Origin of the sequence: Bacillus sp. 7_6_55CFAA_CT2 (genome assembly GCF_000238655.1) — a bacterium.
Classification (GTDB): domain Bacteria; phylum Bacillota; class Bacilli; order Bacillales; family Bacillaceae_G; genus Bacillus_A; species Bacillus_A cereus.
This window is the reverse complement of record NZ_JH414709.1, coordinates 844,369-858,106: the sequence shown is the minus strand read 5'-3', so window position 1 is coordinate 858,106 and position 13,738 is coordinate 844,369. Positions and strand designations below refer to the sequence as shown.

The window sequence follows — 13,738 nt, the reverse complement described above, 5'->3', positions numbered from 1 at the left end:
TTTGTTTTTCGAGGTATTTTTTTACGTATCTTATTTACCACAATTTCATTTCCTGCCCTAATAAAATAAGTTCTTCATAAGGATCTCCGTCAATATTTAATACTTGAGCAAAAGCAGGTTCTGTTTTTAAACCTTGTTCCTTTAAGTGAATAACTTCTTCCCTTATATGGGGATGCTGCATTAATAACATGTGCTCCACTATCATATGTCTATATGCATTTTGATTACGCACTGGCTTAGGTTGAGCAAATAATTCAAATTCAAAACCTTCGAATTCAAAATTCACCTTTATCGATTCAGTACCTTTCTATTTTTTCTTTTTTATATTGAACCCTCTATAAGAACCATATAAAGATCTCATTTCCTGCTCAAAAACATCAAAGTTATATACTTCCATTACAATATCTAAGTCAGATTGAGGAGTATCAATTCTTATAGGGATTGTCCCGCAAAGAACGGGATTATATAAAGCTAAATCCTCCATAATATTTAGTTTGTTCAAAACATCATATACTTTTTGTTGCTTGTCATTCCCTGATTGTAAATATGTAATAGATGTAAACATGGAAGTCTCTCCTTCATTTCACGTAATACGTGTCTCACTAAACTCAAGAAAAATTTGTCCGTTTAAACTTGTTCTTGAAGTACCTTTACTTCAATATATTAAAGTGAATAAACAATATGTTTCAACTTTTCTCCTATGCTGCAATACTATAAAAATAAAAAGGGAGGAATTATGATGAGCATTTTCAACATTCTTTTAACCATCCACATATTATTTGGAATGATATGTTTAATAACTGGGATAATAGCGATGGTTGCTCAAAAGAAGAAAGGTAAACATACGGAATGGGGTGAAATATATCACGCATCCTATGTCGTTATCACCGTTACTGCCATTATATTATCCATTATAAACTGGGATAAAATCGCATATTTATTTTATGTAGCAATCTTCTCTTATTCATTTGCGATTTATGGATACCTTGCACGAAAAAAACGTTGGAAAAATTGGCTCCATCACCACATTAGAGGTATGTTAGGTTCTTATATAGGTGCAGTCACCGCACTTTTAGTAAATGTCGGCATCCATATTCCCATTATAAATTTACTTCCGCCAATATGGTTTTGGTTTTTACCCACCTTAATTGGTATCCCCCTCGTAGCCAGTGTATCAAAAAAATATAAAAAGCGTAGTTGAAATTAATTACATTTTGATTACTTTCTGATTATTAGAATGAAAAATTATAATCTATGTATCACGAATGATATCATGAGTGCTCGCCCTATGAATATTTAAAATAAAATGCCGCCCAACAGGACGGCTCTTATTTTTACTTTACAAACGTAACATATTCACCAGAAACCCATTGATTTCCACCAACATTATACCAACCATCTTTATATCCAAATGATTGATATTTTTCACCTTGATACACGTTTTTCACAATGCCGTAATTTGTTCCTGGGCCGGTACGAACACGTAATACATCAGCGATTATAGTAACTACACCTATACCCTCATTTGATGATTGTGAAGGTGTTGGCACATTTCCTCCCGTATAACGAATATATGATGGATCGTTAAAAATCCACTGATCGCCACCGAGATTTAACCAGCCATTTGATTGCCCAAATACTTTGTAGGACTCTCCTTTCCCTAATTGACGAATAACGCCATATCCAGTACCAGGTCCTTTTCGTAAATTTACATTACTACCGTTAATATAAGCAATCCCTACACTATCATTCGACGTGGGAGGAGCCACTACGTTTTGAGCACCTTTTCCAAAAGTATCCGTTCCATATCCTTTGTAGTTATATTGCAAATGCGGGCTATCTACAAATCCTTTCCAGTCACCGCCCCATTCAAAACCAATTTGTTTAGCATAACGAATTGCTGATGCCCACAGTTCTTTATTATAGCCATTCCAATCTTCTGTACCATTCGACTGAATTGGAACAAAATCTAATGCCTGTCCTACTAAGTGATATGAGCGCATCGTTTGTGATGCTCCTTTACGAACATATTCACGTTGTTGCTCGACCGTTCGGATTGTTTCATAAATTAATACTTCAATTCCATTGTCGATACAGTACTGATACCACTTAAAAGCTGCAGCTTTCGTATTATCCGCTAATTTATTCAGATTACTTACATTTCTATTGTGGTATTTCAATATGCAACATCTCCTTTTCTATTATCCTATGCAAAACTCGTCTCACGGGTTGTACATATACCTACAACGATACGAAGTACAAATACATAGGAAGCCAATTCAGCTAAAAAGGTTTTCACTTCTAGCTTCAAACTTTGTAAGTTGAAATCGAAGCAATAAAAAAACCACAACTTAAGTCTTCCAGTTGCGGTTTTTGGTATTTTCTTTTTATATGCTACATGCCTTCTTGCATTGATAATCCTAATATACGGGTTGTGTAAATTTTTCCTTTATGAATAACACTTCTTATTCATGACTTTTCAAATCCAATAATATTGAATGTAAACGATCCGGATCATTAGTAAACATCCCATCAACGCCCCATAAAAGTAACTTTTTCATATCTTTTTCATTATCTACAGTAAATGGATGAACTTCTAATCCGTGTTTCTTTATTCTCTTTACATAAGCGGAATCAATATATTTATAGTTCATCCCAAGACCGATGCAGTATGTTTTATACTTTTTTATCTCTAATTCAGTTAATTGAACTGCCTTTTTGTAAGGTAGTAATTGTACTAGCGGTAAAGTAACATCTAAACTATGAATTTTTTGCAGACTTTCTTCACTAAATGATTGAATAATAACGTTATCACTTATTTCGTAGTGCTTTATAATTTCTAATAGCTTCTCTTCCATACCAGCGTATTCATCTGGTGATTTTGTTTCAATATAATAGTTTGCACCATTCCCGAACGTTTCAATAATTTCTTCTAGTGTTGGGACTTTAGCATCTTCAAAGTCTTTCTTTGCTAAACTTGGATGCTTTTCATTGAAAAAAGAACCTGCATTAAGTTTCTTTATTTCTTCTAATGTATGTTCCTTAACTAGACCCGTACCATTTGTAGTGCGGTTTACTGTTTCATCATGCATAGCCACTAAATGTCCATCTTTTGTCATTTGAAGATCAATTTCTATATAATCTCCATTCATTTGTTGGCCTAATTGATATGCTGCTATTGTATGTTCAGGTGCATACGCAGAAGCACCTCTATGTGCGATATTTTTTATATGATTTGATTGATTAATAGCTTTAGTATACTTATGTTCATTTATTTTCTGAAAAACAAAGATACTTATTACTATAAAGGCACAAATTATTGTAGCGAGATATATCTTTTTCATAACGATTTATAAGCTCCTATATAAAGACGATTTAACTTGAATGATTTACTCAATTAAATGTCGATTTTCCAATACAGTCATTTTGCCAATAGCTTGAAATCCCGATTTTTTATAAATGTTGATTCCATCGGGTGAAGCTTGTAACACACAATACATATTTTTTAATTTTTGTGCTTCTTGCAGAAGGAAATTGAACATAGTAGATCCGAATCCTCGTCCTCTCATTTTCTCTTTAGTTGCGATGTCATAAATACCAATACTATCTTTTGAACATATCAATGAACCAACAGTTACGACTTCCCCTTCATAAAATCCTAAAAATAGTTTCATATTTTCACTGTTCCATAAATCAAGATTAGAAATTTGATTATAGAATGCTTGTACATGTATACCTTCTTCTGATGTGCCGAATAGATTAGCTAACATTTCTCCAAATTTTTTTATTTGTGCAGGTGAAGATGCCTGTTGAATTGTAAAACTTACTGGCATGTTTATTGTTGGAGAAATTGTTTTTAAGTCTGCTACCATCGCAATATTTTGCTCCGCTTCTTTTAAACCGATTTTATTTAACTTGCTTTTTATATCCCGCTCTTGCTCCTCATCCCATAACCAAACACTCATTGGAAATTTCTTTTGATTATAGTATTCTACCTCCTTATATAATTTCTCTATCCCTACCGTTAAATTATTGTTTAGTAGAGTGATGATATTGAATGTATCGGCAGGTAATCCGCAATCAACAGCAATATAATCTTTCGTTTCTTTTATACTCATTCCGGGCACAAATTGCGCAACATATGAAGTTTTAAATGCAAAGTTATCTATTAGTAGTTGTTTATAATTCATCAATAGTTCTCCTTTTCATAAAAAGTAATCCTCGAATTCTTCTATATTAAATATAACATATTAGAAATTTACCTTTTTCTATAAAAAGTACCTCTTTAAATTGTGCTCTATAGTTTAAAATAATTAAAAATGATATAACGTTGTCGGAATGAAAAAAGTGGTATATAATAAATATTAACATTACTAGTAATTATTTTAGGTATTCCTAGAATAAAGGAGCGATACATATGAAAATTACTATTTATTTCGGAAGTCATGAAGATCAAGATGTTCGTACTATGGACTGTCATTTAGATGTAGAAGATACAGAAGAGATTGTTTCTGTATCATAATATAAATAGTTAGGGTAAACCCTATTCCCTACAGCGTTTAAGGCACCTTTTATAAGGTGTCTTTTTTGTTATATTTTCATCAAAAACCCTTTACTTTATAGCGTTTTAATAGTAAAATATAAATATACGAACAAACGTTCTTTTTATTTTAAACGTACATGAAGGGATGATTTTAACAATGGCTCCATTAAAGCGCAGAGGAAGAAAAAAGCAAGCACCTATTATTTCAAATACAGGCTTTATCGGCTCTGTCTTTATTGATACATTGGAGTTACAAAAGAAATCCTATTATTTCGCTCGTAAAAAACTTCAAATTGTTCATCACGTATTAGATGGTCTCTCTGGAGCAACAAGTGCTTTATTTAAAGAACATAACATTTCAGCATACATGTCATGTGTGTATTTACATAAACAAAAGAAAATTGGCTTTGTTCTTTCAACGAAACCATTTGAACAAAGTGATGGCGTTGCTTATTTTGTCAATTATTTAATCGAAAAGAATTTTTACGGCGGCCATGACGAAGATGTAGAATATCAAGAAGTATTTAATACAGGTTTTATCGGTGTAGTATTCGCTGATTTATCTAGTATAGATCGCTTTAATTTCGAGTTTGAAATGGGTATGCTAACGAAATTAATGAAAGATATGATTATTCCGGTTAAAGAACTCTTTTTACGCCATAATGTACCGGCTTACATCTCCACTTCTCATTTAGAAGAACAAAACAAATTAGGTTTCGTTCTCTCTGTAAAGCCATATGACGAACGCGCTGAAGCAGATTTATATTTTGAAGCATATTTAAAAGAACGAGGATTATTTATTGGTGATGAAGAAGATGAAATTGATAAGATTGTTATTAGAAAAACAGCTGAATTACGATAGAAAAGCGCAGGATTCTAATCCTGCGCTTTTTAAGTTACGTTAAACACTATAATCTTTTGAATGAATTTCTAAATTTAACTTATTTGCTAAAATTTTATTCAAAATAAAAAATACCATCCCCCCTGCAATGGGAAGCGTGTAGGCTGGAATGAAATTTAATAATAGTCCTGATATTGCAAGTGCTATTGGCTGCATTATTTTACCTAAGCTTAATCCAATACTAAGAACTCTTCCTCTATATTCTTCAGGAATCTCATTTTGCATGAAATACATTAAAGGAATATCAATTTGTGCTATCATAAATCCTAAAAAGAACATAATCATGCAATACGTAGTAACATATACCAAATTATTTACTACAATAGATTTAAATAAAACAGGTATTCCTGAAACTATCATAAAAATTGCCAACATAAAACTTATTTTCTTCAATAGATAAGAATAAGAAAAACAATCAGTTATCTTTTTTACTAATATTGCACCAACTATCATACCTATCGGAAAAGTCCCTTGAATCATACCAAATTGCTTAGAACTAAGATTGAGAACTGTGTTAATAATGTATGGCAATGGAACAGTTACAGCAAAGCCTAAAAAGAAATTAAGTGAAATTAAAATACTAAAAGTATTTTTTAAGCTTTTCCGCTCCAATAAGTAAGAGTATCCCTCCTTTATATCTTCAATAAAATTAATTTCTCTAATTGAACATTCCTCATTTATGTTTTGCTCGCACAATTTAAAGTTTATAAACAATATGGATATAGCCGAAAGGATAAATGAAATACCGTTAATAATGATAAAAGTTTTTATATCAAAGACTGCAAAAACAATGCCCCCTAACATAGGCCCTAAAATTAAAGATATAGAATCGATAATTTTACTTATAGAATTAATACGCATTAACCGTTCTTTAGTAACCATATTCGGTTTTACGGCCTCTAATCCTATTCCAAAAAACGTTGTAAATACTGTCATAAGAAAGGTAGTAGTATAAATAATGAATAAGTTTAATCCATAATAGTTGCTTAATATATAAACAGTTATTAATAAGCACCCGCTTAATACATCCATGCAAACGACGAGTTTCTTTTTATCAACCTTATCAGCAATGACACCAGCAAATGGATTCATAACAATCATTGGAATTGTTCCTAATATGAGCGTAATCGCAAAATTTAACGCAGATCCGGTTATTTGTAAAACATACAATCCTAATGCAAAACTATAAATAGAGCTACCGAATAGTGATATTGTTTTTGCAATTGAATATAAACAAATATTTCTTAGTTCTTGGTTTCTTTTTTTATTTTCTATATGTAATCGTAAACTTCCCATCACTTTCCCCTCACTTTTCTTTGTATTACATAAAGTGTAAATTCTCGGGTTAACCCAATATCAATACACTGTGTTTAAAAATTACTACAAAGAAATGAAAAAAGATGGGGCTAACCCCGTGCACATCAACTGAAGATATTAGTGCATCCTACAACGATAAAAAATAAAATGATTAATAAGATCACATGTACAAATGCAAATTTTTTATTGAAATCTAAAAAATAATATGGTATCTTCTATTACGTTGATTAATTACATATGAGAATCATGTATAACTCCAAGAATATGGCTTGGGGGTCTCTACCAGGAACCAACAACTCCTGACTACAAAATGCGTCTTTTAGCGTTTGTAGTCAGGAGTTTTTTTGTTCTACGGTAAATAATGCAGAGAAGGGAATATAAAAAATGAATTTCAAAGTATTTATATTAGCTTTAGCAACGATAGCGGTAGGTCTTGTAGAGCTTATCGTTGGAGGAATATTGCCAGACATCGCTAAAGATTTTAATGTTTCATTAAGTTCCGCTGGTCAATTAATTACAATTTTCGCCTTTACTTATGCAATAGCAGGTCCTGTATTATTGATTTTCACAAGTAAAGTGGAAAGAAAAAAATTATATATTATTTCACTTTACATTTTTCTAATTGGTAATCTACTTACTTATTTTAGTCCGAACTTTACTTTTATGATGATAGCAAGAATTTTAACTGCTATGAGTACTGCTTTAGTTGTAGTACTTTCCCTAACAATTGCAGTTAAAATTGTTAATCCCGTTTATCGAGCAAAAGCATTAGGATTAATTTATATGGGTATTAGCTCTTCACTTGTACTAGGAGTACCACTAGGCATATTAATTTCAAACACATTTGGCTGGAGAATTATTTTTTTATGTATAGCTATTTTATCATTGGGGTCTATTATCTTAATTTCAGTATTTTTAGATAAAATACCTGGAGAGGAAAACCGAACTCCTTTATCTATCCAATTAAAGGCCGTTTGTAGTCTTAAACTAGGATCTGCCCATCTAGCTACCATGTTTATGTTAGCAGGACACTATACTCTATATGCTTATTTTACTCCTTTTTTAGAAAATAAGTTTCACCTAAGCCCTTATTGGATTAGCATATTTTATTTAGTGTTTGGTATAGCTGCAGTAAGTGGAGGAGCGTTTGGCGGTGTATTATCAGATAAAATAGGCGCTCAAAAAAGTATTGTGATAGTTATTACTCTATTTGCTCTAATCTTATTTATATTACCGTTTACGGCAGTTTCTATTATCCTATTTATTCCTGTTATGATAGTTTGGGCTGCATTGAGTTGGGGGCTTGCACCACCTCAACAAAGTTATTTAATCCAAACTGCCCCAGATACGTCAGATATACAGCAAAGTTTTAATAATTCAGCCCTACAAATAGGAATTTCACTCGGCTCTGCAGTTGGAGGTATAGCTTTAAAACAAGTACATAATGTCGCCAATATGGCCTGGGTTGGTGGATCTTTAGTTTTATTATCTTTAGGTTTGGCTATCTTTTCTCTTACTAGACATACACCGACAAGAGACTGTCCAGTGAGTGCTAAACATTTAGATTAACATTCTCTTTTTCTTTTCATCGTAAAAAGTATAGATAGGAATCGTCATAAATAGTCCCGTTATAAAAACGGACTTTTTATGACGGGGTTAACCCCATCTTTTTCCGAAAAATGAATATGTATAAATTTCTTCTCCTTGAACAAAGAAATCCTCGTACTTTCCCCCTCGTATCAAATAATTTGAAGTACTTTCATCAATCGATTGAAACTGTAAACTTTGGATTTCTTTCGTTACTTTTACAGATGTAAAATTCTCTCTGAGTCTAGGTGCAATTTGGCTATTTATACTAAATTTATTAAATAAAATAAACGAACTTAATAAATAACTATTGTGTTTAAAAAGAGAATTTAATTCGCACAATAAGAACTCCTCATGTTCAAAACTATAATTACTTGTACCTGATTGATCAATTACAATATCAATAGAATAATTCTGAATAGGTATGTTTAGAAAATCGGCACAGATAAATAAAATATTTCTTTTCACATTTCTTCTCTCAATTACATCTTTTAAAAGTAAAAGTTTATTCAAATCTCGATCAACAGCAATATATAAACACTCTTCCGGTAGTTCTTCATAAATATTTCGTAAAAAGAACCCAATACCAGACCCTAAATCAAGTAGTATTTTTTCATTTAAATCTAATTGCATTAGTTTCTTTTTCGCCCATTCTCCTCCTCTTTGAACATTTTCCAAAAAAGCAGTATCAGTTTCATGAATATAATCCGAAATAGAATCTTCAAGTGATTTCTTTTCATACGCTTTCACTGAGTTACCAGCTGTTAAAACCCCTGAAATAATCGTGTATTCTTCACCACAATTACAAATTAACTTTCCCTCAATAATTTGATTCTTATTAATAATGCCATCTTCAAGAATTAAATTTCCGTTACACTTAACACATTTAAATAAATGAAGTACTTTTAAATCTATCCCTAAAATTGAACTCGAAATTTCAGTTTCTATAGATAAATTATGTAACGCTTCCTTTAATTTGCATTTTCGTTCCTCTAAAGTTTTTATTTCTTGTTCAATCTTTTCATATTTTACTTTAAATAAAGATTGATAAAAATTATCCTTTTCATAGCCTAAGGATTTCCCTAAATTTTTATAAAGAAACAGTTCTTTAATTTCATACAAGCTAAACCCTAGCCATTTGTACTCTAATATAAGTTCTATATCCTTTTGACAATACTCGTCAAAAAAATAGTGACTTCCTTTTTTCTCGGGAATAACGAGTCCGAGGTCCATATAATGTCTAATCGTATCTACACTTACATTATTTACTTCTGCAAACTTACTGATTTTCATCCTAATCACTACCATTTATATATTTGTTTATACATACTTCTTTATTATTTTAAAAAATCCTTTCATCTCCCTATACAAAATTATTTATGCTATGAAAAAGATGTAATTAATTTTAAAGTTCCGCCACATACCCATTAAGCTAAGCTTATATAAGTTTAGCTACTCCTTTTTTAATCTTGAATTAAAAAAAGAGTAGCAGGTAGTACGTTTATGTCTATATATCTAAAAACTGTGAATTCATGTATGAATTAAAAACTGCGGCGTAAGTACTGCAGTTTCTTCCTTTTTCATTGAGTTGAAATATGTAAAGTTACGTACTTTAACTGTAGCGGACTTGTACTACGCGTTCATATTAATTTTATAGACGTTTAAGGATTTTGTTTTATGGGAAGTATTCTTGCTGTGAAATTAGGATTGTAAATATAGATGAACGTGATTCAAATCAAAAAAAGGTACTCCTAGAAGTACCTTTTTTACTATTCTATATGTGCGAACGCTTTCAAAATTATTGGATATAAATCGATGTACGCATTGTATTAAATGGTGCATTTATAGATGTCTTTTGGTACTCAAAAGTTCCTTGTTGGTGTCCAGAAGCATCCCATTTATAATACCAGCCAACGATTGGTCTTCCCCCAATTATAGTGGAATCAATACTTTTTACATTAGAACCATTCATTTTAGCAAATGGGTTTTGGCCATAGCCCATTTCTTTCGTTGTAATATATAAATATTTTCCCCCGTGGTTACGCGATGTGCTGAAGCTGTTCTGATTAATTGTTTCTACCCCGCCTAGCTCAGACTCTACTTGTACGACGTTTAGTGAAGTAAGTGGTGCTGCTGGTCCAGCTGAAGCTTCTGTTGCCATCCCTAATCCGACGAACGCTGTGATTGCTAACGATGAAATCCCTAGTGCTGCTTTTTTTAACATAAAAACATCCCCTTCCATCTATTGTTTTCTCTTTCATTGTCAATATAATCCTAATAATATTATATGTAAATAGATTGTAACTGCAGAAATAAAAGAAAGAATATTCTGATTTATTAACATTAAAAATATGACTTCAACTTTTTTCGTTAAAGATAGTCATCAATCTCTAACTACCTAATGACCTCAAATAAACGCTATTCAAGCCATTTTAAGAGGTACAAAAGACCTTATAGTATATAAGGTCTTTCCCGACACTCTGAAAAAACCCGTGAATCATTCACGGGTTTTACTTTAATAACTAATTGCAATTGTACCTTCACCTGCATGAACCGCAAATGAAATTGGTAATGGATATAATTTGAAATCCATTTCAGGGAATGCTTGTCTAATATCTGCAATCCATTCTTCAGCTCCAGCTTTATCGTTAGCATGGAACATGTGAAGTACTTTTGGTAATTCTTTTTCAAGTTCATTTTTAATATATTCTCGACATTTTTGGATTTTACGAACTTTCTTTTCAAGTAAAAGCTCTCCACCTTTTACTTCTAATATTAAGTTGACACTTAATAAACTTCCAAGTAAAAATTGAATACCCTTTACACGGCCACTTGCATATAGACCTTTTAAACTCTTTGGAAATACATGAAAAGGTCTTCTTTTTTCCTCTACTAATGTTTTGTGTATATCTTGTAAAGTCATACCATCATTGTATAACGATTTCGCTTTTCTAATTAGTTCATCCATTGGATAACTTGTTGTTTCACTGTCTAATACCGTTAATGGAAAACCTGCCATTTCTGCAGCTAACTTCATATTTTGATAGGTTCCACTTACTTTTCCGCTAATAGCAACTGCAAATCCCTCTTCATATTCTTCTTTGCATTTCGAAAATAACTCTACCATTTCCCCTATGTTAGGCTGTGATGTAGTGACAGTTTTACCTTCGTTCAAAGCATTATAAACGCGCTCACGCACACCTTCTTCGCAATCTTTGTACGACACACCATCAATAATAACTTCAATTGGGATAACAAAGTTATCTCCTTCTGTTTTAAAACTCGCAGTTGTACTATCAGTAATCCAAGCAACACGCTTCATGTTGTTCCTCCCTTAATTCAATTCCTCTTTTCTGACTTTTCTATATATTTATGTTACGAAAAGAGAATATCCCTGTAATAGTAACAGGACTTTATTGTTTTGGCTATAGTAGATGCATATTAAATGTGACTATTTCTTGTCTATTTCACAAATAAAAAAGAAAATCAAGGAATTTGCTCGATTTTCTTGTTATCATATACTATTTAAAAGTTTCATTATCTAAAATTACAACATAATCATTCGTTAATCGGCCAGCTTCTTTTGTATAACTAACAAGCCTTTGTATATTATCACAGCAAATTTTTGCTCCCCATACGAGTAACGGTACGCCAATAAAATCGATATGGAACCTTCTAGAAAACAGCCCACCGAAAGTCATTGGTAAAGGTACGGTTGGTGATGTATTAGAAAAAATAATCTTTTCATGACTTTGATAATGTTTTTGCAAGATTTCTCCTAAATGCTTCATCGCAGGTACAACAACTTTTGATGCGCCGCATCCAATCGTATATACAGGATGACCGTTTTCGTCTATTCCATGAAAAATAATTTTTCCCATATCTTCTGTTTTCAATTTATTAAAGTAATCTACATTCAAAATTTCTTCTTTCGTTAACTTGCGATCCGTTGGTAATTTATTCAAATGATACGCTGCAGCTAGTGAGGTAGTATGTGTTCCACCAAAATCTGTGTAAATGTATATCATATTATCATCCCTTGTTGTAAAAGTTCAATGTTAATTAGTATTACCGTTCTTAGCAATGTTAAACAAGGGGTGAATGTATTTACGCTTTTTGTGTTAATTCATTATATTTTTTCCTAAATATAATAACGTCTACTAATCACAGTGCCTAATGTAATACATAAAAAGGCATTTGTTACAACCATTAATGTCTGGTGCGTACTACCAGAAAACATACTTTGTTTAATCATAATTTTTGCTCCTAAAATAACAAGAAGGATTATTGCACTTACCCAATTTCCTTTTCGTAGTACATGACCTGTTTTACTATCTAATCGAAATGTTAAAGCTCTTCCCCGTATAATTCCTAGACCTAAGCCAATTCCAAGCATTACAACAAACAGTAGTCCTTGCAGCAAAGTTATTTGTCCCATATGAATAATGGACTGGATTGTTACAAAACACAACAAAGCCGGAATGAGCCAAATACGGTTTATTTTCACTTTTCGTTCTTTACTTTGCATTAAAACAATAATAAGAACAACAAGTAAAATATCCATTTAGAATCCTCCTATAAACTTGTTTATCTTTAAAGATTATATTCTCCTCTTTTCATTCCATACTTGAAATACGATAGCTACTTTAAAGTGTAAGATGGATAATGTGATTTCTCATCAGCCTTAAGCATTATTTATAAAAATAAAAAGACGTACTTTTTACTCGTACGCCTTTAATAACTCGTTTAAACTCCTATTTATCAACTAATTCCACACCTTTAGAATTAGCTTTACCCAACACTCGAATGTTAAATTTATTAATAGCTTTTAAAAAGATAATATAAATACAATATCCAACAATAGAACCTATAACATTACAGATCACATCATCAATATCAGTAATACGTCCCACTCCACTAAATAAAGACTCAATTAATTGTAGCAATTCAATACTAGCTGATATAGAAAATCCTAATAAAATTGTATTTTTGAATTTCTTATATTTATCCCGTAGGATTGGTGCTAAAAATCCTAAAGGCATTAATAATAAAATATTCCCGCCTACATTTCTTACAATTAGACCAATCATAAATAGGGCATCTCCAACATAAGCACTACCAATTTGATTGATGTCTTTAATAATTGATGCAAATGGTATTATATTGACCGAGCGATTTAGATTTTCAATATTAGAAGGAAAACCGATTGGTAAAGGGAATAAAGTTACTGCAACAACCATACAAATGTAGATCACAAATAAAAAACTTATTATTTCTTTCCACCAAATCACATGTTTTGTATTTTTGGTACCAATTAATATTCCACGTACAATTAAATAACAAATAACTCCTAAAATAATAAACACACTACCGTTGATCATATACAAATT

Annotated in this window: 12 protein-coding genes, 2 pseudogenes and 1 riboswitch; of the genes and pseudogenes, 3 read left to right on the top strand and 11 right to left on the bottom strand. The window is 31.6% G+C overall.

What is annotated here, in order from left to right; all coding sequences use genetic code 11:
• Window positions 1-34 precede the first annotated feature (34 nt).
• Window positions 35-565, bottom strand: a pseudogene (locus HMPREF1014_RS31280) (DUF4269 domain-containing protein).
• Between the two features lie 174 nt (window positions 566-739).
• Between HMPREF1014_RS31280 and HMPREF1014_RS13345 the strand changes: the two are divergent.
• Window positions 740-1,201 carry a hypothetical protein gene (locus HMPREF1014_RS13345; RefSeq protein WP_000021726.1) on the top strand — a complete coding sequence of 154 codons (462 nt, stop codon included), beginning with the start codon at window positions 740-742 and terminating at the stop codon, window positions 1,199-1,201.
• A gap of 133 nt (window positions 1,202-1,334) precedes the next feature.
• Here the strand turns inward: HMPREF1014_RS13345 and HMPREF1014_RS13340 are convergent, their stop codons facing one another.
• The 3 genes from HMPREF1014_RS13340 to HMPREF1014_RS13330 all read right to left on the bottom strand — a co-directional run bounded on the left by HMPREF1014_RS13340 (window position 1,335) and on the right by HMPREF1014_RS13330 (window position 4,190).
• Complete coding sequence (locus HMPREF1014_RS13340; protein ID WP_000873732.1) at window positions 1,335-2,180, bottom strand: SH3 domain-containing protein; 846 nt, start codon at window positions 2,178-2,180, stop codon at window positions 1,335-1,337.
• 285 nt (window positions 2,181-2,465) lie between these two features.
• The gene (locus HMPREF1014_RS13335; protein WP_000725622.1) at window positions 2,466-3,344 is read right to left on the bottom strand and encodes a glycerophosphodiester phosphodiesterase; all 879 of its coding nucleotides are present in this window, start codon (window positions 3,342-3,344) and stop codon (window positions 2,466-2,468) included.
• 45 nt (window positions 3,345-3,389) lie between these two features.
• The gene (locus tag HMPREF1014_RS13330) at window positions 3,390-4,190 is read right to left on the bottom strand and encodes a GNAT family N-acetyltransferase (protein WP_001107064.1); all 801 of its coding nucleotides are present in this window, start codon (window positions 4,188-4,190) and stop codon (window positions 3,390-3,392) included.
• A 510-nt stretch (window positions 4,191-4,700) separates the two neighbouring features.
• On the opposite strand from HMPREF1014_RS13330, the gene HMPREF1014_RS13325 reads away from it, so the two are divergent.
• On the top strand, window positions 4,701-5,405 hold the full coding sequence (locus HMPREF1014_RS13325) for a hypothetical protein (RefSeq protein WP_000035356.1): 705 nt from the start codon (window positions 4,701-4,703) through the stop codon (window positions 5,403-5,405).
• A gap of 39 nt (window positions 5,406-5,444) precedes the next feature.
• Here HMPREF1014_RS13325 and HMPREF1014_RS13320 read toward each other — a convergent pair whose 3' ends face one another.
• Window positions 5,445-6,740: an MFS transporter gene (locus tag HMPREF1014_RS13320; RefSeq protein ID WP_000535163.1), complete on the bottom strand. Its 1,296-nt coding sequence runs from the start codon at window positions 6,738-6,740 to the stop codon at window positions 5,445-5,447.
• Between the two features lie 247 nt (window positions 6,741-6,987).
• Window positions 6,988-7,087: riboswitch (purine riboswitch) on the top strand.
• Between the two features lie 58 nt (window positions 7,088-7,145).
• Here HMPREF1014_RS13320 and HMPREF1014_RS13315 point away from each other — a divergent pair.
• Window positions 7,146-8,330, top strand: coding sequence for an MFS transporter (locus tag HMPREF1014_RS13315; protein WP_001009825.1), 1,185 nt, complete (start codon window positions 7,146-7,148; stop codon window positions 8,328-8,330).
• 87 nt (window positions 8,331-8,417) lie between these two features.
• Here the strand turns inward: HMPREF1014_RS13315 and HMPREF1014_RS13310 are convergent, their stop codons facing one another.
• From HMPREF1014_RS13310 to HMPREF1014_RS13285, 6 genes and pseudogenes are all read right to left on the bottom strand, one after another.
• Complete coding sequence (locus tag HMPREF1014_RS13310) at window positions 8,418-9,641, bottom strand: MerR family transcriptional regulator (RefSeq protein ID WP_000703288.1); 1,224 nt, start codon at window positions 9,639-9,641, stop codon at window positions 8,418-8,420.
• A gap of 505 nt (window positions 9,642-10,146) precedes the next feature.
• Window positions 10,147-10,572 carry a DUF4879 domain-containing protein gene (locus HMPREF1014_RS13305; protein ID WP_015382392.1) on the bottom strand — a complete coding sequence of 142 codons (426 nt, stop codon included), beginning with the start codon at window positions 10,570-10,572 and terminating at the stop codon, window positions 10,147-10,149.
• A gap of 291 nt (window positions 10,573-10,863) precedes the next feature.
• The gene (locus HMPREF1014_RS13300) at window positions 10,864-11,670 is read right to left on the bottom strand and encodes a DegV family protein (RefSeq protein WP_000831933.1); all 807 of its coding nucleotides are present in this window, start codon (window positions 11,668-11,670) and stop codon (window positions 10,864-10,866) included.
• Between the two features lie 199 nt (window positions 11,671-11,869).
• The gene (locus tag HMPREF1014_RS13295; RefSeq protein ID WP_000639423.1) at window positions 11,870-12,376 is read right to left on the bottom strand and encodes a DUF3189 family protein; all 507 of its coding nucleotides are present in this window, start codon (window positions 12,374-12,376) and stop codon (window positions 11,870-11,872) included.
• Window positions 12,377-12,455: 79 nt separating this feature from the next.
• Window positions 12,456-12,912 (bottom strand): annotated as a pseudogene (locus HMPREF1014_RS13290) (DUF1453 domain-containing protein).
• 190 nt (window positions 12,913-13,102) lie between these two features.
• The gene (locus HMPREF1014_RS13285) at window positions 13,103-13,735 is read right to left on the bottom strand and encodes a VanZ family protein (protein WP_000281851.1); all 633 of its coding nucleotides are present in this window, start codon (window positions 13,733-13,735) and stop codon (window positions 13,103-13,105) included.
• Window positions 13,736-13,738: the final 3 nt, after the last annotated feature.